The organism is Ideonella livida, from assembly GCF_010499455.1.
Classification (GTDB): Bacteria; Pseudomonadota; Gammaproteobacteria; order Burkholderiales; family Burkholderiaceae_C; genus Ideonella; species Ideonella livida.
Window position 1 is genome coordinate 1 of the sequence record NZ_JAAGOH010000008.1, and the last position, 20,089, is coordinate 20,089.

Sequence of the window (20,089 nt, forward strand, 5' to 3'; positions counted from 1 at the left end):
GCGCCATCGGCACAGCCGTTGAGCGCTACAGCCGCTTTGTGCTGCTCACGCAGATGAACGGCTGCACCGCCGCACATGCCCTCGAAGGCTTCAGCCGGCGCTTCAAGACCGTCATGCCCGAACTGCGACTGAGTCTGACCTACGACCGTGGCAGCGAGATGGCCCGCCACGAAGAGTTCACCCAAGCCACAGGCATGCCGGTCTACTTCTGCGAGCCCTACTCCCCGTGGCAGCGCGGCTCCAACGAGAACATGAACGGCCTGGTACGTCAGTTCCTGCCCAAGGGCACCGATCTGTCCACAGTGACGCCCCAGAAGCTGGCCTACATCGAGGCCATGCTCAACGACCGCCCCCGCAAGATCCTCGACTTCCGAACGCCCCGCGAGGTGTTCATGGAAATCGTCGAGGCCGAGCGATTCAAGCGCCTGCATGGGTCGGGGCTCGGTGTTGCACTTCAGGGTTGACACCACCACCTATGCAAATGCACATCGCGCGCCGATTGTCAGAAGCAATCGGTAGCTGGCTTCATTATGAGTTTTGTTGCTATAGAGCTGGTCTCTTTTCAGAAGACTCCCTAAAGGCCGCAGTAGGTGGCGTTTTGAGTTCATTTCCGATAATTACGAAGGGCGCAAGAGTCTACGCAAATTTTCCTCATGAATCTCTTAATCCACTTCGAAAAGCTGGACGTAAGCGTGAGGTGGACTTTGCACTAATACTTGCCGGAGCAGGTCTTCCAAAAAAGGGAGCTCAGATTGTTGTGGAGACAAAATGGGCAGGATCAAGCCACTGCCGTCCTGAAAACATATTTCAAGACTTCCTTCGTCTTGCAGCGATCAAGCGTGATGATCCGAATGCAACCTGCATTTTCCTACTTGCTGGAAACGAAAGGGACGTTAGCTCAGTACTTCAGAATATGCCCTTCCGAAGTGAGGGTAAGACGAATTGCGGAATTCGCTCATCGGGACGTAATTGCCGTCTGACATTAGATCCTTCAAATACATCTCATCGCTCCTACTTTGGCGATGTAATTGGCGGCCTTTCTAGCGATGGATTTAAAGTTCCGGAATCATTCGTTAGCCGAGCACACGGCTTACATCCGAGACAGACAGATGTGGGTACGGTGGACTTTCAAGCAATTGCTTGGGAAGTTCTTGAAATTTCTTCACAATTCATCAATCCAACGCTGTGGTCGTGACAAGAAAATGCCGCCTGGCCCATCTGGTAAGAATTCCTGGCGAGTCAATAAAAACCTGGCAGGCCCCCCCTTCTAAAGCGGCTTTTGGACTTGGTGAACCGGTGTGCCGATGAGCCGGGCTCCATTCACTCGGTGTGACCTTGGGTTCGAAGAAGGGTTATCGAGTTTTCCTCCAGCCGATCTGACCTGGCAGTGCATCCTTGTGCACACGCCCGTCAAGATCAATTCACAGGGCTGGTGTCAGCGCTCTTGCAACGGCCGTGGCGGCTCCACCCATCCCCTCCGCCTGCCGTGCCCGCGCATGCCCCAACCCCGTGCGCAACGCCAGCAGGTAGCTGTCCACCCCAAAGCCGGCGATTTGGCCTTGCACGATGTCGGCGAAGACGGAGTGGTGGCGGAAGGGTTCGCGGGCGTGGATGTTGGACATGTGCAGCTCGACGATGGGGCAGGTGAGGATGGCCAGGGCGTCGCGGATGCCGTAGCTGTAGTGGGTCCAGGCACCGGCGTTGATCAGCACGGCGTCCACGCCGTCGAAGTAGGCCTGGTGGATGCGCTCCACCATCTCGCCTTCGTGGTTGGTCTGGAAGGCCTGCAGCTCAGCGCCTAGGCTGTGGGCCAGGGCCTGGAGCTGGGCGTTGATCTCGTCGAGGGTGGTGGTGCCGTATTGCCGTGGGTCGCGGCGGCCGAACATGTTGTGGTTGATGCCGTGCAGCATCAGCACGCGTGGGGTGGGGGCGGTCATGGTGGGGTGGGGGTCAGGCAAGGGCGGCGCGGTGCGCGGGCAGGGGGCAGCGCGTCACTCCAGCGGTACAGTCAGGCGGTCGATGACGGCGGTGGTGGCGGGGCGCACGCCGCGCCACCAGGCAAAGGCTTCGGCGGCTTGTTCCACCAGCATGCCCACGCCGTCGGCCACGCCGCGCACGCCGGCTTGGCGGGCCAGTTTCAGGAAGGGCGTGAGGCCTTTGCCGTAGGCCAGTTCGTAGGCGGTGCCGGTGGGGCTGAACACGCTGGCGGGCACGGGCGGCAGTTGGCCGCTCAAGCTGGCGGAGGTGGCGTTGACGACCAGGTCAAAGCGGCCCTCGGCGGCCAGCGCGGCATAGGGGCGGCTGCGCAGCGGGCCGCGGCCGGCCAGTTCCGCCACCAGCGCCTGGGCTTTGGCCTCGTCGCGGTTGGTCAGCACCAGCTCGGCCGGGCCGGCGTGCAGAAAAGGCAGCAAGGCGCCCCGGGCGGCGCCGCCGGCCCCCAGCAGCAGCACGCGGCGGCCGGCCAGGGGGCATTGCAGGTTGACCTCGATGTCGCGGCGCAGGCCGATGCCGTCGAAGTTCTCGGCCAGGATGCGGCCGCCCTCGAACTTGAGCGCGTTGGCGGCGCCGGCCAGGGTGGCGCGTTCGCTGCGCTCGTCGGCCAGGGCAAAGGCGCGCAGCTTGAATGGGGCGGTGATGTTCAGGCCCAGGCCGCCCTGGGCGCGGAAGTCGTGCACCAGGCGCTCAAAACCATCGGCCGGGGTGAGTGGGCCTTCCAGCGCCTCGTAGCGCAGGGTGTGGCCACAGGCCTGGGCGAACAGGCCGTGGATGAGCGGGGACTTGCTGTGGCCGATGGGGTGGCCGATGACGGCGTAGCGGTCGGTCATGAAAGGGCTCCGGGTGACGGGTCAATGGCAGGCCAGTAGCGGGTCAGTGGCGGGTCAGTGGCGGGTCAGTGGCGGGCCAGCACGCCGGCGGCTTGCAGCGCGGCAATTTCGGCGTCGTCATAGCCCAGGCCGCGGGCCACCTGGGCGTTGTGTTCGCCCAGGTCGGGGGCGACCTGGCGCACGGTGGTGTCGCAGTCGCTGAAGCGGAAGGGCAGGTTGGGCAGGCGCAGGGTGCCGTAGCGGGGGTGCTGCTGCTCCAGCACCATGCCGCGGGCCTGGATCTGCGGGTCGGCCAGCACCTCGTCAATGCGCTGCACCTTGGCGGCGGGCACGTCGATGCTGTCCAGCAGGGCCAGCAGCTCGGCCACGCTGCGGGCGGCCACCCAGGGTTTCACCACCGCCAGGATGTGTTCACGCGCCGCATTGCGGCCGGTGCTGGTGTGCAGGCGGGTGTCTGAGCCAAAGCCGGCCGGGCCGCCGTGGGCTTCCACCAGCGCGGCAAAGCGTTTCCAGGCGTCGTCCACCTGGGCGGCGATCACCAGGTCGCCGTCGGCTGCACGGAACACGCCGTAAAGCGTGCTGGTGGGCATGTCGTGGCCGGTCTGCACGGGTAGCGCACCGGTGAGGGTGTAGTTCTGCACCGCATATTCGTGCATGGACACCAGGGTGTCGTACAGCGCCATGTCGATGTGCTGGCCACGGCCCGAGCGTTCACGCCCCAGCAGCGCGGCGTTGATGGCGGCCACGGCGTGGATGCCGGTGTACATGTCGCCTAGCGAGATGCGCAGCAGGGGCGGCGCCTCGCCGGGCGTGCCCACCATCTGCATGATGCCGCTCTTGGCCTCGGCGATCAGGCCGAAGCCGGCGCGGTGGGCGTCGGGCCCGGTGTGGCCGTAGGCCGAGATGCTGCAGTACACCAGCCGGGGGTTGCGCGTGCGCAGCTCGGCCTGGCCCAGGCCGAGTTTGTCCAGCGCGCCGGGGCGGTAGTTCTCAATGAACACGTCGGCTGAGTCGCAGAGTTTTTGCATGAAGGCCCGGCCACGCGGGTCTTTCATGTTGACGCTCACGCCCTGCTTGCCCATGTTGAGCTGCAGGAAGTAGCCGCTGCTTTGCTCGTCCAGCACGGTGGCGTGCTGGCGGCCGGCGTCACCACTGCCCGGGCGCTCCACCTTGATGACCTCGGCGCCAAGCGCCGCCAGGCAGCGGCCCACATAGGGGCCGGCCAGGAAGTGCGAGTAGTCGATGACGCGGATGCCCTGCAGCGGCAGGTCTTGGGTGGGCGTGCTCATGCCGAGGCCTCCGGGGTGGCGATGTCGGCGACCTCGGCGTGTGCAGCGGCGCCCGGGCGGCGCGGCACCATCAGCCGGTGTTCGCCCTTTTGCACCACCTGGCCGTGCTGGTTGATCAGCTCGCTGGGCAGCACCACGATGCCCCAGCCCGGTTTGCTGCGGCTGGCGCGCAGGGTGCCGACGCTGAACTTCACATGCAGCACGTCGTTCACCTTGATGGGCAGCAGGAAGTCCCAGGTCCAGCCCAGGGACATGCCGGGCAGGAAGCGGTAGTCGCTCTGGGTCTTGAGGCCGTCGGCGATGGACTGGCCGAACAGGCCGTGCGCCACCAGGCAGCCAAAGTGGCTGGCGTTCGCGTAGGCCTCGTCCACATGCACGGGGGTGTGGTCGCCGGTCAGGTCGGCATAGGCCTGGATGCGTTCCCGGGTGACGACGTAGCTGGGGCTGATGCAGGTATCGCCCAGGCGGGCGTCGTCCCAGTATTTCTCAGGGCTGAGGGGGTTCATGGCGGCGGTGCGGGCAGGTGGGGGGCGCTCAGGCGCGCGGGTTGACGGCCAGGGCCTGGGCCACGGCGCTGGCCGGGCGGGCCTGGATGAGTTCCACGGCCAGGCCGTCGGGCAGGCGCAGCCAGTTGCGGCCCTGGGGCATCTCGGTCACGCCAAAGGCCTGGGCGGCGGCCAGGGCGGCCTCCAGGTCTTCGCACATCACGCCCAGGTGGCCCAGGCGGCCTTCAGGGCCGGCAAAGTCAGGCTGGGCCATGAACTGCAGGCCGCCCAGCGTCCAGTACTGCACGGGGTTCTCGATCGTGCCCTGCACCTCGCGCATCGTCATGCCCAGCACGTCATGGAAGAAGCGGATGTGCCAGTGGATGTCCTTCACCCAGATGGCGACGTGTTCCAGGTAAGCCCGGGTGCTCATGCGGCGGTCTCCTCGTGTTGTCGGTCGGTCATGGCGCGCTCAATGCCCTTGATGCAGGCCACCAGCGTGCGGTTGACGGGGGTGGGCACGCCCAGGCGCTCGCCCTGGCGCACCACGGCGCCGTTGATGAAGTCGATCTCGGTCAGCGCGCCCTTTTCCAGGCTTTGCAGCATCGAGGTCTTGAAGGCGGGTGAGAGGCCGGCGCGGGCCAGTTGCCAGGCCTGCTCGGGCTCGGTCAGGCTCAGGCTGACGCCGGCGGCCCGGGCCACGGCGATGGCTTCGGCCACGGCGGCCTGGGCGGTGGCGGCCAGCGCGGGCTCGTCATAAAGCTGGCCGTAGCGCAGGCGGGTGATGCCGGTGAGCGCGCCGGTGGCCACGTTGACCAGCAGCTTGTCCCACAGGGTGCCCATGATGTTGGTGCTGACGGTGGTGTGGGCGCCGGCGGCCGTCAGGGCTTGGGCGATGGCCTGCACGCGGGGGGTGAGCTGGCCGTCCAGCTCGCCAATGTGGGTGGCCTTGCCGCGCAGGCCGGCCTGGATGTGGCCCGGGCCGTGCAGCACGCCGCCCACATAGGTCTTGCCGGCCAGCACGCGCTCGCGGCCCACCAGGGCGGCCAGCAGGTCTTCATGGCCCAGGCCGTTTTGCAGCGAGAGCACCACCGTGTGCGGCCCCACCAGGGCCAGCGCGCCGCGCAGGGCCGATTCGGTTTGTGGCGACTTCACCAGCACGATCACCAGCTCGCTGACCCCCACTTCGGCGGCTGAGGCGCTGGCGCGCACCGGCAGCACGCGGCTGCCGTGGTCGTCGTCCACCCGCAGGCCGTGGGCGCGCAGCGCCGCCACGGCGTTGGCGTTGCGGTGCAGCAGCCACACCTCGTGGCCGGCTTCGGTCAAGGCGGCACCGAACACGCACCCCAGTGCGCCGGCGCCCAAGATCGTGATCTTCAAGCTCTTCTCCTGGCAAGGCCGCAACCTTAGGCACGGGGCAGAATTCGCTCAATGCAATGGTGGCAATAGCGCCATTGCGATTGGCAATACAGGGGCCATGCCCCGCCTTCCAGGCCAGACCATGACCACCAACGCCCTGCCCGAGCTGAAACTGCTGCAGCTCTTTGACGTGCTCTACGACACCCGCAGCGTGACCCGCGCGGCCGAGGCCCTGGGCCAGAGCCAGCCCACGGTGAGCATCTGGTTGGGCCGCCTGCGTGAGCAGCTGCACGACCCGCTGTTTGTGCGCACCCCCGCCGGCATGACGCCCACGCCGCAGGCCGAGGCCATGATCGGCCCCTGCCGCGAGGTGCTGGAGGGCCTGCGACGCCTGGCCGCCTGGGAGACGGGCTTTGACCCCGCCACCGCGCGGCGGCGCCTGCGCATCTGCATGACCGACGCCAGCCACATCACCCTGCTGCCGCGTCTGCTGGCCGCGGTGCGGCGGCAGGCCCCCGGCGTGCGGCTGGAGGCCGCGCGCATCGACGGCAACACCGAGCGTGCGCTGGAGTCGGGTGAGGCGGACCTGGCCATTGGCTACGTGCCCTGGCTGGGCGGTGGCATCTACCAGCAGCAGCTGTTCACGCAGGACTGGGTGTGCCTGTCCTGCGCCGGCCATCCGCGGGTGCAGGGGGGCGAGGGACAGGACGTGGCGCGGGACGTGGCGCTGGACGTAGCGCGTTACCAGGCCGAGGCCCATGTGGTGGTGGCCGCCGGCACCGGCGCGCAGCTGCTGGAGCAGGCCTTGCTGCGCTCACGCATCGAGCGCCAGGTGGCGCTGGAGCTGCCGGGTTTTCTGGGCCTGGGCGCCATCGTGCAGAGCACCGAGCTGCTGGCCACGCTGCCGCGCCACATTGGCAGCGTCTTGGCGGCCACGCACGGGCTGACGCTGCAGGACTGCCCGTTTCCGGTGGAAGGCTTTGCGGTGCGCCAGCACTGGCACCCGCGCTTTCACCAGGAGCCGGGCCACCGCTGGCTGCGGGGGCTGGTGGCCCAGCTCTTTGGCCTCACTTGATGAAGCGCACCTGCTCGTGGATCTTCTTGAGGATGGGCTTCTTCTTCTCGGCGAAGGCGGCCTTGTTCTCGTCGATCAGGTTGCGGCCCTTGGTGTCGATGGAGATGATGAGCGGGCCGAACTCGCGCACCCGGTTGACCCACAGGGTCTCGGGCATGCCCAGGTCCTTCCACTGCGCGTCTTCAATCTTCTCCACCTGGGTGGCGGCCAGCACGGCACAGCCGCCCGGGAAGATGGCGTGCACGGCCTTGTTCTCCACGCAGCCGGCGGCGGTTTCGGCGCCCATGCCGCCCTTGCCCACCACCAGCTTCACGCCGGTCTGCTGGATGAAGTCACGCTCGAACTTCTCCATGCGCATGGAGGTGGTCGGGCCGATGGAGACCATCTCGTAGCTGCCGTCGTCCTTCTGCTTGACGATGGGGCCGGCGTGGAAGATGGCGCCGCCCTGCAGGTTGACGGGCAGCTCGCGGCCCAGCTCGATCAGGCGGCGGTGGGCCACGTCGCGGCAGGTCACCAGGGTGCCGGTGAGGTAGACCACGTCACCGGCGTTCAGTTCGGCCAGGTCCTCGTCCCGGATGGGGGTGGTGAGGATCTTCTTCTGGGGGGTGGGGGTCGTCATGGTGGGGGCTCCGGCGGTCACAGCGCGACGTTGTCGTGGGAGAGGATCTCGTGGCTCAGGTCGGCCTTGATGCGGATGCGGCCACGGCGGTGCGCCCAGCACCCGGTGGACACCGCCACGCCGATGGTGGAGGGGTGGCGGGCGGAGGATTCGATGTTCACGCCCATCACGCTGGCGTTGCCGGTCAGGCCCTGCGGGCCCAGGCCCACCTCGTTGAGGCCTTCTTCCAGCAGCTCCTCCATGCGGGCGGCGTTGCTGTTGGGGTGGCGTGAGCCCACCGGGCGCAGGATGGCCTTTTTGGACAGGCGTGCGGCCGTCTCGGCCGAGGTGGACACGCCCACGCCCACCAGCATGGGCGGGCAGGCGTTGACGCCGCGCTGGGTGATGACGTCGAACACGAAGTCGGCCACGCCTTCGTAGCCCTCGCCGGGCATCAGCACCTTGGCGGCGCCGGGCAGGGTGCAGCCGCCGCCGGCCATGTAGACGTCGATGATGCAGTCCTCACCCTTGGGGTCGATCTCCCAGTCCAGCCAGGGGATCTTGCTGCCGGTGTTGGTGCCGGTGTTCTTCTCGTCAAAGGTCTCCACCGCGTTGTGGCGCAGCGGGCCGTGCACGGTGGCCAGGCGGGTGGCTTCGGCCAGGATCTCCTCCAGCTCGCCCAGCATGGGAAAGCGCGCGCCGGCGGTGATGAAGTACTGGATGACGCCGGTGTCCTGGCAGCTGGGGCGGTTCAGGCGGTCGGCCGCCTCCTGGTTGTCGGCCATGCTCTGGTAGATGGCCTGGGCCAGCGGGTGGGTCTCGGCCTGGCGCAGGTCGGCCAGCTTGTGGGACACGTCGGTGGGCAGGCGCTTGCCCACGTGGGCGGTGAACTTCCACATCACGTCGGTGAGCTGGCGCACGGCCTCGTCGCGCGGAAGAGTGTCGAGGGAGGGGGTCATGGTCATGTGGGGGGCAGGGTCCGGAAGGTTCATTCGAGGGTGACGCGGGCGTCTTTGACGGCCTTGGCAAAGCGCGCGGTGTCTTCGGCGATCAGGCGGGCCATGGCCTCGGGGGTGTCGCCCACGGGCTCGGCGCCAATCTCATCAAAGCGCTTGCGCAGCTCGGGCGACTGCAGGGCCTTGACGATCTCCGCGTTCAGGCGGGTGGTGATGTCTTTGGGCGTGGCCACCGGGGCCAGCACGCCAAACCAGGTGCCAATGCGCACGCCCTTGACGCCGGCTTCTTCCAGCGTGGGCACATCGGGCAGGGCAGGGGAGCGCTTGCCCGTGGTCACGGCCAGGGCCTTGAGCTTGCCGGCCTTGATGTGCTGCAGCAGCGGGGTGGCGGTGTCAAAGCTCATGTCCACCTGGCCGCCCAGCAGGTCGGTGGTCAGGGGGCCGCTGCCCTTGTAGGGCACGTGCACCAGGTCGGTGGCGGTCAGGTTCTCAAACTGCGTGCCGATCAGGTGCTGGGCGGTGCCGTTGCCGTTGGAGCCGTAGGTCATCTGCCCGGGCTTGGCCTTGATCTGCGCCACCAGTTCGGCCACGTTGCGCGCCGGGTTGCGGGCATTGACCACCAGCACATTGGGCACCAGGGCCACGGTGGCCACCGGGGCCAGGTCTTTCTGGAAGTCGTAGGGCAGTTTCTTGAACACGCTGCCGGCGATGGTGTGGTGCACCGCGCCCATCAGCAGGGTGTAGCCGTCGGGCTTGGCCTTGGCCACCATGTCGGCGCCCAGCGTGGCGCCGGCGCCGGGCTTGCTCTCCACGATCACCGTCTGCCCCAGGGCCACGCCCAGGCGCTCGGCCAGGGTGCGGGCCACCACATCGGTGGTGCCACCGGCGGCAAAGGGCACCACCAGGGTGATGGGCTTGGTGGGCCAGGCGGGGGTCTGCGCTGTGGCCAAACCGGTCAGGCCGGCCAGGCCCAGGGCGGTGCACAGCATGCGGCGGCGGTGCCCGCGGCGCTGGGGGGAAAGGCCTGCGGCGCGGGCCGCGCCGTGGGGTTTCAACATGGCAGTCTCCAGGGTGGTCTTGGTGTGAGACGCACTCTAGAGGCCCCCATGGCAGGGGAAATGCCTTGAGCTTCAAGGCATTGTTGACTTCAAGTTAACTATTTGGCGGCGTCTCGCCCAGCTGCGCCAGGCTCCAGTCCCACAGGGCGCGGGCCGTGGCCTCGTCGCGCGCGGCCGGGCAAGGCAGCTGGGCCTGACCGTCCCGCCAATACAGGCCCGTCTGGGCCGACAGCGCCGGATCGGTGGCGCAGCGCAGCGGCGTGCGCGCGCCCTCCTCGGGCGTGACCATCCGGGCAAAGTGCCGCAGCAGCCACTGCACCGGCCCCGGGGCATGGCGCCAGATCTCGGTGGCCACCACGCCAGGGTGCACGGCGTAGGTGCTCACCCCGCTGCCTGCCAGCTCCCGGGCCAGCTGCGCACTGAACAGGATGTTGGCCAGTTTGGACACCGCGTACTCCGGCAGCCCCAGCGGGCTGCGGGTGCGCCGGCGCAGCCGCTCCCAGTCGGGCAGGCCCCGCACATGCCGGTGCGCCGCGCTGGCCACCGTGACCACACGCGCCGGCGTGCTGGTCAGCAGGTGCGGCAGCAGCAGGCGTGTCAGCAGGAAGTGCCCCATGTGGTTCACCCCGAAGGCCAGCTCAAAGCCCGAGGCCGTCAAGCCGCGGCGCCCCGCCACCCCGGCGTTGTTGATCAGCAGGTGCAGCGGCAGGCCCAGGGCCTGGAAGTGCGCTGCGCAGCGCCGCACCGACTCGAAGTCCCCCAGGTCCAGCGACAGGAAGATGCCCGCTGGCGCCCCCGGCAGCAGCCGGATGTCGTCCAGCACCGCCTGTGTGCGCGCCAGGCTGCGCCCCGCCAGCACCACACGCCAGCCCTGGCGCGCCAGCTCCAGCGCGGTGATCCGGCCAATGCCGGTGTTGGCCCCGGTGATGAGGGCGACGGGGGGCGCGGCCGTGAGGGGTGGCCAGGCATCGGAGACGGAGAAGGGCATGGAGCGCGCACGCAGACAAAGGGCCGCGAGCTTAGCGCGCGGCGCGGCGTTGGCGTGTGACGCAGCAGGACCAGCGCCCTGCGGGACGCCACCTCAACTGCCGCGCATGGGCTGTGATGCGCAAACCCACGAGCAGACGCCATGACCCCAGCCCCGGATGGACTCATGCCGCGGCGGCCACCGGCACGGTCTGCGGCCGGCCGAGTGGACTGAAGCGGTTGAGCACGGCCACGCGCAGATGCAACTCGACCACCTGGCGCTCGAACGTGCGCGCCGTGACACCAGCCCCAACGTCTGACGCAACGCCCGCCCGAACAAGCACGTGATGCTCAGGCAGAACTGGATCGTCGCGTCCGGGAAGGTCTGGCTGTGTGCAACGGAGCCGGTGAGCTGACCAACGCCATCATCGACGCCTTTGACGCCCACAGCACCATGAGCCGCCAGGCCCTGGATTCAGAGCGCGTGCGCAGCGGCCTCAAACACCTGCTGCTGGGGCCGGCGGGGCTGTACGAGGCACTGCGGCGGCGGGGGAGTGGCCAAGACATGCGGCCCGCACCGTGACTAGGCCACAAAATCGGGAATGTTGCTGCTGGCTTTCGTCACAGAATCCCCGATGTGCCTGGATGATGGCGTACTAGACCCCGAGGACCATGACATGACGCTTCCCACCGTGCCGCTGAGCGAGTCTGCCATGCAGAGTTTGGAGGCCCACATCCCTGAGCTGGCAGAGGGCGCTTTCAAACAAGCGTATCTGCAGGCTTTGACGGTGGGTGGCAAAGCACTGTTGGCCCGCGATGGGCAACTGGTGGAGGCGAAGGCCGACGGCACCGAGCGAGTCATCCGTTCACTGGCCAAGCCCACTGCCGTGACGCCGGGAACTCAGCGACTTCTGCGCCGGCAGGGGTGATGTCCAGCGCCGTCCCCAGGGTCCGAATGTTTGCTGGGCCCAATGGCTCGGGCAAAAGCACACTGAAGGACATGCTGCCAGCGCCCTGGTTGGGCGTGTATGTGAATGCCGACGAGTTGGAGAAGAGCCTGCGGGAAGCGGGGCGGATCAACCTTGCGGCATTCGGGCTAGAGACCACTGCGGAGGGACTCCGGACGGCTTTGTCGGCTTCCACCTTGCTGGCCAAGGCCGGGTTGTTGGACTCACTGCGCCATGTGCAAGTGCAGGGCACTTGGGCGTTGCTGCCCGGTGTGGAGATCAACTCTTACTGGGCTTCGGCGCTGGCAGATGTCATCCGGCACCGCCTGATGGCGGCACGGGTGACGTTCACGTTTGAGACCGTGATGTCCTCACCAGACAAGGTGACGTTCTTGCGAAAGGCGCGGGAAGCGGGCTACCGAACCTATCTGTACTTCGTGGCGACAGAAGATCCGGACATCAATGTGGCGCGGGTGCAGTACCGGGTTCAGACGGGTGGGCATCCGGTGGCGGAAGACAAGATCCGCAGCCGCTACACCCGCTCGCTGGCCTTGTTGGCGGATGCGCTGGGTGCTGCAGACCGAGCCTACCTGTTTGACAACTCCGGTGCAGAGCGGGTGTGGGTGGCCGAGTCCACCGGCACGCCAGAGGGCGCCGAAGTGGCCATGCGCACCCATGCCATGCCTGCATGGTTCAAGTCAGCGGTTTGGGATCAGATGGAAGGCTGAGGGCTGACTTTTAAGCGCTGCTCTGCGGGGTCAGCGCCTGCGCCCATACAGCCCCAAGCCCCGCCCGATGATCTCTTTCATGATCTCGTTGCTGCCGGCAAAGATGCGGCTGACGCGGGCGTCGGTGTACATGCGGCTGATGCGGTATTCGTCCATGTAGCCGGCGCCGCCGTGCAGTTGCAGGCAAGCGTCGATGACCTTGCCTTCCAGGTCGGTGGCCAGCAGTTTGGCTTTGGCGCCGGTGTCGGCGTCCAGCCGGCCGGCGTTGGCCAGCAGCACGCACTGGTCCACAAAACATTGGGTGGCGTCCAGCTCGGCGCGCAGGCCGGCCATCACAAAGCGGCTGTTTTGGAAGGCGCCGATGGCCTGGCCAAAGGCTTGGCGCTCCTTGATGTAGTCCAGCGTCAGATCGAATGCGGTCTGGGCGTGGGCCAGCGAGGTCATGGCCAGCGACAGGCGCTCTTTGGCCAGCAGGCGGGCCATGTGGGCGAAGCCCTGGGTGGGGTCGCCCAGCACATTGGCGGCGGGCACCACCACGTGGTCAAAGAACAGTTCGGCGGTGTCTTGCGCGGGCAGGCCCATCTTCTTGAGCTTGCGGCCCCGGGTGAAGCCGGGCATGCCGGCTTCCACCACGAACAGGCCGATGGCGTGTTTGCTTTCCGTGCTGGTGCGGGCCGCCACCACCACCACATCCGCCTGGGTGCCGTTGGAGATGTAGGTCTTGGCGCCGTTGAGCACCCAGCCGCTGCCGTCGGCGGTGGGCTTGGCCTGGGTGCGCATGCCGGCCAGGTCGCTGCCGGCGCCGGGCTCGGTCATGGCAATGGCCAGGATGTGCTCGCCACTGATGGCCTTGGGCAGGAAGCGCTGGCGTTGCTCTTCATTGCCGATCTCGGCGATGTAGGGCGCCACCACGGTGGAGTGCAGGTTGAAGTAGATGCCCACGTCGGCATGGCGCACGCACTCTTCCACCAGGATCTGCTCGTAGCGCAGGTCGTCGATGCCGGCGCCGCCGTACTGCTCGCCTGCCCAGGTGAGCAGGTAGCCCAGCGCGCCGGCCTGGGTGAAGGCCGAGCGGTCCACATGGCCTTGCTCGCGCCAGCGCTCCACATGGGGGGCGATCTCCTGCTGGAAAAAGCGGCGCACGCCGGTGCGGAACTCTTCATGGTCAGGCTCGAAATGCAGGCGCAGGGAGGCGGCAGGCATGGGAGGTCTCCGGGGTGAATTCAAAGCACTTCAAACAGGCCGGCGGCGCCTTGGCCACCGCCAATGCACATGCTCACGCCCACAAAACGCGCGCCTCGGCGCTTGCCTTCAATCAGCGCATGGCCCACCAGGCGGCTGCCTGACACGCCGTAGGGGTGGCCCACGGCGATGGCGCCGCCGTTGACGTTCAGGCGCTCGTCGGGGATGCCGAGTTGGTCGCGGCAGTACAGCACCTGCACGGCAAAGGCCTCGTTCAGCTCCCACAGGTCCACATCGCTCAGGCTGAAGCCGGTTTGTTTGAGCAGCTTGGGGATGGCAAGGACCGGGCCGATGCCCATTTCGTCGGGCTCGCAGCCGGCCACGGCAAAGCCGACAAAGCGGCCCAGCGGCTGCAGGCCGCGCTGGCGGGCTTGCTCGGCCTCCATCAGCACGCAGAAGGAGGCGCCGTCAGAGAACTGGCTGGCATTGCCGGCGGTGACCACACCGCCGGGCAGGGCGGGGCGGATCTTCTGCACGCCGTCCAGCGTGGTGTCGTCGCGGATGCCTTCGTCGTGGCTGACGGTGACTTCACGCAGCGTGGTGGCGCCGGTGCGGGCATCCACCTGGGCCATGGTGGTGGTGACGGGCACGATCTCGGCGTCAAAACGGCCGGCGGCGCGGGCGGCGGCGGCGCGCTGCTGGCTGCGCACGCCGTATTCGTCTTGTGCCAGTTTGGAGATGCCGTAGCGCTGGGCCACGCATTCGGCGGTTTCCACCATGCCTTGGTACAGCGCGGGGCGCTGGGCGGCCAGCGTGGCCTCTTCCAGCATGAAGGTGTTGAGGTGGCCTTGCACCAGGGTGATGGATTCCACCCCGCCGGCGGCCAGCACCTGGGCCTCGCCGCACTGGATGCGCTGGGCGGCCAGGGCGATGGCCTGTAGGCCCGAGGCGCAGAAGCGGTTGACGCTGAAGCCGGCCGTGGTGACGGGGCAGCCGGCGCGCAGCGCGATGAGGCGGGCCACGTTCAGGCCGGTGGCGCCTTCCAGGAAGGCGGAGCCGGCGATCACGTCTTCCACCTCACCGGGCTGGATGCCGGCGCGTTGGATGGCGTGCTGCAGGGCGTGGGCGCCCAGCGTGACCGGGTGGGTCATGTTGAAGCTGCCGCGGTAGGACTTGGCCAGCGGGGTGCGGGCGGTGGAGACGATGACGGCGTCGTGCATGGTGGGCGGCCGGTTCAAGAAGGCGTGTAGGCGGTGAGCGGGGCGCCGGATTCGGCCAGTTGCACCAGCAGGGGCGCAGGCGTCCAGAAGGCGGTGGCGTTTTGGTAGGCCGGGCCGCGGGCATGGCGGCGCATGGCTTGCAGCACGCCGGGCAGGCCCAGGCGTTCGGCTTGCCACATGGGCCCACCGCGCCAGCGGGCAAAGCCGTAGCCGTGCAGGTAGACCACGTCGATGTCGGCGCCCCGGCGGGCGATGCCTTCGGCCAGCAGCTTGGCGCCTTCGTTGACCAGGGCCAGCAGCAGGCGCTCGACGATCTCGTCGTCAGCGATGGCGCGGCGCGTCAGGCCCAGGCGGGTGGATTCGGCCTCGATGAGTTGCTGCACCTCGGCGCTGGGGCGTGGGCGCTTCTCGCCGGGCACATGGTCGTACCAGCCCTTGCCGTTCTTCTGGCCCAGGCGGCCGGCTTCAAACACCAGGTCGGCGGTGCGCGAGAAGGTGAGATCCGGGTGCTCGGCTTGGCGGCGGCGGCGGATGAAGGCGCCCACGTCGTGCCCGGCCAAGTCGCTCATGCGGAAGGGGCCCATGGCCATGCCCCAGCGCTCCATGGCGCCGTCCACCTGGGCGGGGGTGGCGCCTTCGTCCAGCAAGAAGCCGGCTTGGCGCAGGTAGGGCTCCAGCATGCGGTTGCCGATGAAGCCGTCGCACACCCGCGAGACCACGCCCACCTTGCCGATGCGCTTGGCCAGGGCCAGGGCGGTGGCCAGGGCGTCGGGCGCGGTGTGCTGGCATTCGATGATTTCCAGCAGCGGCATCAGCTGCGCCGGGCTGAAGAAGTGCAGGCCCAGCACGTCTTGCGGGCGCTGGGTGAAGGCGGCCACGCGGTTCAGGTCCAGCGTGGAGGTGTTGCTGGCCAGCAGGGCGCCGGGCTTGGCCACGGCGTCCAGGCGGCGGAAGACGGCCTCTTTGACGGCCCAGTCCTCGAACACGGCTTCAATGAGGAGGTCGGCGTCGGCCAGGTCGGCATCGGCGGTGGTGCCGTGCAGACGGGCGAGGTGGGCAGCGGCCTGCTCGGGCTTGAGGCGGCCCTTGGCCACGGCGCCGTCAAAGTGGGCGCGGATGTTGGCCAGGCCACGCGCCAGCGCCTCGGGGGTTTGCTCCAGCACGGTCACGCTCAGGCCGGCCTGCAGCAGGCAGATGGCAATGCCGCAGCCCATGGTGCCGGCGCCCACCACGGCGGTGCGTTCCACGGGGCGGGTGGGGGTGGCCGGGTCCAGGCCGGGCAGCTTGGCCACGGCCTTTTCGGCAAAGAAGGCGTGGCGCAGGCCGGCGGAGGCTTCGCCATGCACCAGCTGCACAAAGGCCTCGGCTTCTTGCGCCAGGCCCTTGGCCAGAGGTTGGGTGACGGCGGCTTCCACCAGGTCGATCACCTTCAGGGCAGCGGCGTTGGCGGGGCGGCCTTGCGCAGCGCCGCGTGCGGCGGCAAAGAAGCCGGCGGCATTCGCCAGGGCCGGGCGGCGGGCGCCGGTGCGGGGCAGGGGCTGGCCGGCGGCCAGCGCGTCGGCCAGCTGGGCCGCCAGAGTGGTGGCGGCGGGCAGGGGGTCGCCCTCGGTCACGGTGTTGAACAGGCCGCTTTCTGCCAGGGCCCGGGCGGGCTGGGTCTTGCCTTGCAGGATGAGGTTGAGCGCCAGATCTGCCGCCACCAGGCGCGGCAGGCGCTGGGTGCCGCCGGCGCCGGGCAGCAGGCCCAGGTGGATCTCGGGCAGGCCCACGGTGCAGGCGCCCTCGGCCACGCGGCCGTGGCAGGCCAGGGCCAGCTCCAGCCCGCCGCCCAGGGCCAGGCCTTGCAGCGCGGCCACCACGGGTTTGGCGAAGTGTTCCAGGCGGTTGCAGAGGTCGGGCGGCGTGGGCGCCCAGGTCATGGCGGGCTGGCCGAATTCACCAATTTCGCCGCCGCCGCAGAAGGCCTTGGCGTGGGCGCCGGTCAGCACCAGGGCGCGGATGGCGGGGTCGGCCGCGGCGGCGTCCAGCGCGTCGGCCAGGGCCACGCGCAGCGGCAGGCCCAGGGTGTTCAAGGGGGGGCTGTTCAGGCGCAGCACGGCCACGCCCTGGGCATTGGGCGCGTCAAGCAGGACAAGGGTTTGAGGCATGGCAAGCAGGAGTCGGGAGTCGGGGCGGCTGTGGCCGCCGATCGGGACGCGCCGCGCCAGCCCTCACAGGCCCGCGCCGCACAGCACCGGGACACGGCATGGTCGTTCCCATAATGTCAATTATCTTGACTTTAATTGGATCGTCAATCCACCTGACATGCGGTCATCCCGAGCGCAGGCCTTCCGTTTCGGAATGGCCGTCCAACCTGGAAGTTGTCGCCGCCAACGGTATGCTTGGCAGGCACGGACCGGCGGCCGGACCGGCGGCCGGGCCGTGCGACGAGACCACACAGGAGATGTCCCATGTCGGGCGTGATGGAGAGAACCCTGGCCCTGCTGGAGCGGCTGGCCGAAGACGTGCGCGGCGTGCCGCTGGCCACCCTGTCTGACGAGCTGGACATACCGCGCAGTGCCACGCACCGCTTGCTGGCCGACCTGGCGGCCCTGGGCTATGTTCGCCAGACCCGGGAGCGGGGCGACTATGTGCTCACCACCAAGTTGGTGTCGCTGGGGCTGAACTACCTCAAGCACTCCGGGGTGGTGGACCTGTGCCAGCCCATCCTGGACCGGCTGGCGGAGACCGCCGGCGAGCTGGTGCGTCTGGGCGTGGTCGACGTGGACCACATCACCTGGGTGGCCCTGAGCCAGGGCGCGCGTGCCGGCCTGCGCTACGACCCGGACATGGGCCTGGACGTCAAGCTGTCCTGCACCTCCTCGGGCCACGCCTGGCTGGCCACGCTGGAAGAGGACGACGCCATCGCCCTGCTCACCCGGCAGGGCTTGGGCAAGCCGCCGGAATATGGTCCCAAGGCGCCAGCCACCATCGCGGCGGTGATGAAGGCCGTGGCCCAGGCCAGGCGCCAGGGCTGGGCGCTGACGCTGGAGACCTATGCCCCCGGGCTCTCCGCCCTGTCCACCCCCATCCGGCCGGCCGGCCGTGGCGCGGTGGGGGTGCTGGCCATCTCGGGCCCGACGGTGCGCCTGAGCGAGGAGCGCCTGCGCGCCCTGGTGCCTGAGCTGCTGGCCGCTGCAGCCGACATTGCCCACGTCAGCGCCGCCTCGCCGCTGTTTGACCGGGCCTACAACCGCGTGGGCTGAGTCCCGGGCGCTCGGCCCCCTCAGTACGGCTTGGGCACGAAGCGCAGGCGCCGCAGGCGATCGTCCTCCCAGACAAACCAGTGGATGCCGCGGTGGCCCGCTTCGAAGTTGAGGCCGCCGTAGACCACGATCAGCCGGCTGTCCGGGCGGGTGCGCCAGGGCACATCCGCGTTGTCCGTGGGCACGTCGCCCAGGTAGTTGCGGTCAATGCCCAGCAGGGCCGGCGGGTGGTGCACCGCGCCGGTCTTCAGGTCGACGATGGCCATCTCCAGGCAGGCGGTGCCGCAGCCCCAGCTGACCAGGGTGTAGTGGCCGGCAAAGACCTGGCCGCGGCGGGCGCCTTCGCGCAGGCGGGTGCGGAACTCCCGCGAGCGCGGGTGGCTGTCCACATCGGGCACGGCCCGGCGGCCCTGCCAGCGCTCGGCCGGATGGTCTTCAAACCGCGGCGCGTCGCGGGGCAGGTCGCGCCGCGTGAGGGTGATGCGGCGCAGGTCGGCCGCGGCCGAGGCCGGCGTGTCTTCGATGGTGTCGGTCGCCGCCGGCGGCGCTGAAGGGCCGGGCGCACCCGGCGCGGCAGCGCCAGGAGACGCGGCCAGCGCCAGCGACAGGGCCAGCCACAGGGCCGGGGCGGCCACGGTGTGGCGCGACAGGAGATGGGGCAAGGGCATGGCGTGAGGATAGGGGCAGGGCGTGGACAGGGCGTGGTCAGGGCACAGCGTGGGGCTCGCCGACCTTCTTGCCTGTATACGCCGCAGGGCGGCCGCCCACGGCTCATGACGCCCGCACCAGCCGCATGAAACACCGCCTGGTACCCGGGCTGGGTACTGCGTGCCACAGGCGCAGCCAGGGCGCATCGCAAAGATTCGCCCCCCGGACAACCCGGGTGCAGGGGTGAGCCCGGTGGCGGCCGGCCGGGGGCTCTGCAAGACTGGCGCCGGCCCCCGGAGCCCGCCGCCGGGGAATGGATCTTGCACGCCGCCGGCCCAGGCCACCGACGAGTGGCCCTTACCCACCCGGTCCCCATGTCGTCCACCTCTTGCCTTGCCGGCGCCGCCGTGGCGGCCGCGCCGCTGCCGCCCTGGTCGCCCCGCCAGGCCCATTGCCGTCGCCTGCAGGCCCAGGATGTGGACGAGCATGCCCAGGCCATCGGGTCCTGGGACCTGCGCTACGACCAACTGGGCGCCGGGCGTTTCCAGGCTGGCTTTTTCGAGCTGCGGCTGCCCGGCCTGCAGGTGTTTGCCGAGCACACCCGCCAGGCGGTGCGCCAGCGCGGCAGCCTGGGCCAGGGCCGGCTGGGGGCGGCCTTCATGCGCCGTGGCCAGGGCGAGGGCAGCTGCAACGGCCAGGCTTTCGGCCATGGCGAGGTGCTGGCCTGGCATGACGCCGAGCTGGACCTGCGCACCCCCGATGGTTGCCAGCTGGCCGGGGTGGTGTTGGAGCCCGACCTGCTGCCGTCCCAGGGACTGGCCCTGCCCCGGCTCTCACAGCCCTTGAGCGGGCAGGCCGCGGCCGTGCGGCGCCTGCACCGCCTGGTGCTCGACAGCCTGGTGTTGGCGCGCCGCCTCAGCCACCGGGCCGACGTCCCGGGGGGGGCGGTTGGCCGGGCCGCCCAGTGGGCTGACGCCCTGGCGGTGGCGCAGTGGCGCGACGACCTGGTGGACGCCTGCGTGGCCGCGGTGCACCGTGCGCCCACGGTGGGCGACCCGCTGCGGGCGCAGCGCCGCGCCGCCCTGGTGGAGCGGGCCTGCGCGCGCATGCTGGCGCAGGTGGAGCAGCAGGAGAGCATCTCCCAGGTGGCCCTGTGCCAGGCGCTGGGCACCAGCGTGCGCAACCTGGCCTATGCCTTCCAGACCGTGCTGGGCCTGTCCCCGCTGGCCTGGCTGCGTGTGGTGCGCCTGGGCGAGGCGCGCCGCACCCTGCGGCGCATGGCCGCCGGGCAGGAGGCGCCGCAGAGCATCTACGCCGTGGCCACCCGCCACGGCTTCTGGCATCTGGGGCGCTTTGCGGTGGAGTACCGCCAGCAGTTCGGTGAGCGGCCCTCCGACACCCTGGGCCGTCCGGCCCGCGAACGGATCGGCTGAGCCCGGCGGGGCCGCGGACGCACCGGGCCGGGCCCCGGTGCACCGGGCCGTGCGCACGGGCACCCGGCTGGGGCG

The 20,089-nt window shown here is 69.2% G+C and carries 22 protein-coding genes and 1 pseudogene; 8 read left to right on the plus strand and 15 right to left on the minus strand.

Going from position 1 to position 20,089, the window contains the following annotated elements:
• Together G3A44_RS08435 and G3A44_RS08440 are read left to right on the plus strand one after the other, a co-directional pair.
• A partial coding sequence (locus G3A44_RS08435) for an IS30 family transposase (RefSeq protein WP_163457076.1) occupies positions 1–464 on the plus strand: 464 nt, incomplete at its 5' end.
• 17 nt (positions 465–481) lie between these two features.
• A complete protein-coding gene (locus tag G3A44_RS08440) occupies positions 482–1,195 on the plus strand; it encodes a hypothetical protein (protein ID WP_163457077.1) in 714 nt (237 codons plus the stop codon).
• 226 nt (positions 1,196–1,421) lie between these two features.
• On the opposite strand, the gene aroQ is transcribed toward G3A44_RS08440, so the two are convergent.
• From aroQ to G3A44_RS08470, 6 genes are all read right to left on the minus strand, one after another.
• Complete coding sequence (gene aroQ / locus G3A44_RS08445; protein WP_163457078.1) at positions 1,422–1,937, minus strand: type II 3-dehydroquinate dehydratase; 516 nt, start codon at positions 1,935–1,937, stop codon at positions 1,422–1,424.
• Positions 1,938–1,991: 54 nt separating this feature from the next.
• Positions 1,992–2,825, minus strand: coding sequence for a shikimate dehydrogenase (gene aroE, locus G3A44_RS08450; RefSeq protein WP_163457079.1), 834 nt, complete (start codon positions 2,823–2,825; stop codon positions 1,992–1,994).
• 65 nt (positions 2,826–2,890) lie between these two features.
• Positions 2,891–4,114: a CaiB/BaiF CoA transferase family protein gene (locus tag G3A44_RS08455; RefSeq protein ID WP_163457080.1), complete on the minus strand. Its 1,224-nt coding sequence runs from the start codon at positions 4,112–4,114 to the stop codon at positions 2,891–2,893.
• A complete protein-coding gene (locus G3A44_RS08460) occupies positions 4,111–4,620 on the minus strand; it encodes a MaoC family dehydratase (RefSeq protein WP_163457081.1) in 510 nt (169 codons plus the stop codon). The genes G3A44_RS08455 and G3A44_RS08460 overlap by 4 nt, the downstream gene beginning before the upstream one ends.
• A 28-nt stretch (positions 4,621–4,648) precedes the next feature.
• Complete coding sequence (locus G3A44_RS08465) at positions 4,649–5,032, minus strand: VOC family protein (RefSeq protein ID WP_163457082.1); 384 nt, start codon at positions 5,030–5,032, stop codon at positions 4,649–4,651.
• On the minus strand, positions 5,029–5,979 hold the full coding sequence (locus G3A44_RS08470) for a ketopantoate reductase family protein (protein ID WP_163457083.1): 951 nt from the start codon (positions 5,977–5,979) through the stop codon (positions 5,029–5,031). Before G3A44_RS08470 ends, G3A44_RS08465 begins: the two co-directional genes overlap by 4 nt.
• A gap of 121 nt (positions 5,980–6,100) precedes the next feature.
• On the opposite strand from G3A44_RS08470, the gene G3A44_RS08475 reads away from it, so the two are divergent.
• Entirely contained in the window at positions 6,101–7,033 is a 933-nt protein-coding gene (locus G3A44_RS08475) for a LysR family transcriptional regulator (RefSeq protein WP_163457204.1), read from the plus strand.
• Here the strand turns inward: G3A44_RS08475 and ttdB are convergent.
• The 5 genes and pseudogenes from ttdB to G3A44_RS23245 form a co-directional block, all read right to left on the minus strand.
• A complete protein-coding gene (ttdB, locus tag G3A44_RS08480) occupies positions 7,026–7,652 on the minus strand; it encodes a L(+)-tartrate dehydratase subunit beta (protein ID WP_163457084.1) in 627 nt (208 codons plus the stop codon). The two genes, G3A44_RS08475 and ttdB, sit on opposite strands and share 8 nt — an antisense overlap.
• A gap of 17 nt (positions 7,653–7,669) precedes the next feature.
• Positions 7,670–8,590 (minus strand): L(+)-tartrate dehydratase subunit alpha, encoded by a 921-nt coding sequence (ttdA, locus tag G3A44_RS08485; RefSeq protein WP_163457085.1) that lies wholly within the window; start codon positions 8,588–8,590, stop codon positions 7,670–7,672.
• A 29-nt stretch (positions 8,591–8,619) separates the two neighbouring features.
• Positions 8,620–9,645: a Bug family tripartite tricarboxylate transporter substrate binding protein gene (locus G3A44_RS08490; RefSeq protein ID WP_375138641.1), complete on the minus strand. Its 1,026-nt coding sequence runs from the start codon at positions 9,643–9,645 to the stop codon at positions 8,620–8,622.
• Between the two features lie 94 nt (positions 9,646–9,739).
• Positions 9,740–10,633, minus strand: a complete 894-nt coding sequence (locus G3A44_RS08495) for an SDR family NAD(P)-dependent oxidoreductase (RefSeq protein WP_163457086.1) — start codon at positions 10,631–10,633, stop codon at positions 9,740–9,742.
• A 163-nt stretch (positions 10,634–10,796) separates the two neighbouring features.
• Positions 10,797–10,925: pseudogene (locus G3A44_RS23245) on the minus strand (IS5/IS1182 family transposase); the annotation flags it as partial.
• Positions 10,926–11,002: 77 nt separating this feature from the next.
• Between G3A44_RS23245 and G3A44_RS08505 the strand changes: the two are divergent.
• The 3 genes from G3A44_RS08505 (at position 11,003) to G3A44_RS08515 (ending at position 12,286) form a co-directional block, all read left to right on the plus strand.
• Positions 11,003–11,194, plus strand: a complete 192-nt coding sequence (locus G3A44_RS08505) for a hypothetical protein (RefSeq protein WP_163457075.1) — start codon at positions 11,003–11,005, stop codon at positions 11,192–11,194.
• 19 nt (positions 11,195–11,213) lie between these two features.
• Positions 11,214–11,540, plus strand: coding sequence for a hypothetical protein (locus tag G3A44_RS08510; protein ID WP_239061765.1), 327 nt, complete (start codon positions 11,214–11,216; stop codon positions 11,538–11,540).
• 71 nt (positions 11,541–11,611) lie between these two features.
• Positions 11,612–12,286 carry an ATPase gene (locus G3A44_RS08515; RefSeq protein ID WP_239061766.1) on the plus strand — a complete coding sequence of 225 codons (675 nt, stop codon included), beginning with the start codon at positions 11,612–11,614 and terminating at the stop codon, positions 12,284–12,286.
• Positions 12,287–12,316: 30 nt separating this feature from the next.
• On the opposite strand, the gene G3A44_RS08520 is transcribed toward G3A44_RS08515, so the two are convergent.
• From G3A44_RS08520 to G3A44_RS08530, 3 genes are read right to left on the minus strand one after another with little or no spacing between them, the layout of a single operon-like run.
• Positions 12,317–13,489 (minus strand): acyl-CoA dehydrogenase family protein, encoded by a 1,173-nt coding sequence (locus G3A44_RS08520; RefSeq protein ID WP_163457089.1) that lies wholly within the window; start codon positions 13,487–13,489, stop codon positions 12,317–12,319.
• Between the two features lie 20 nt (positions 13,490–13,509).
• Positions 13,510–14,688: an acetyl-CoA C-acyltransferase gene (locus tag G3A44_RS08525; protein WP_163457090.1), complete on the minus strand. Its 1,179-nt coding sequence runs from the start codon at positions 14,686–14,688 to the stop codon at positions 13,510–13,512.
• A gap of 14 nt (positions 14,689–14,702) precedes the next feature.
• Positions 14,703–16,835: a 3-hydroxyacyl-CoA dehydrogenase NAD-binding domain-containing protein gene (locus G3A44_RS08530; protein WP_163457091.1), complete on the minus strand. Its 2,133-nt coding sequence runs from the start codon at positions 16,833–16,835 to the stop codon at positions 14,703–14,705.
• A 303-nt stretch (positions 16,836–17,138) separates the two neighbouring features.
• Here G3A44_RS08530 and G3A44_RS08535 point away from each other — a divergent pair, with 303 nt between their 5' ends.
• Positions 17,139–17,933, plus strand: coding sequence for an IclR family transcriptional regulator (locus tag G3A44_RS08535; protein WP_163457092.1), 795 nt, complete (start codon positions 17,139–17,141; stop codon positions 17,931–17,933).
• Positions 17,934–17,953: 20 nt separating this feature from the next.
• On the opposite strand, the gene G3A44_RS08540 is transcribed toward G3A44_RS08535, so the two are convergent.
• Complete coding sequence (locus G3A44_RS08540) at positions 17,954–18,601, minus strand: hypothetical protein (RefSeq protein WP_163457093.1); 648 nt, start codon at positions 18,599–18,601, stop codon at positions 17,954–17,956.
• Between the two features lie 354 nt (positions 18,602–18,955).
• On the opposite strand from G3A44_RS08540, the gene G3A44_RS08545 reads away from it, so the two are divergent.
• Complete coding sequence (locus G3A44_RS08545) at positions 18,956–20,014, plus strand: helix-turn-helix domain-containing protein (protein ID WP_163457094.1); 1,059 nt, start codon at positions 18,956–18,958, stop codon at positions 20,012–20,014.
• The last annotated feature ends 75 nt before the right edge of the window (positions 20,015–20,089 follow it).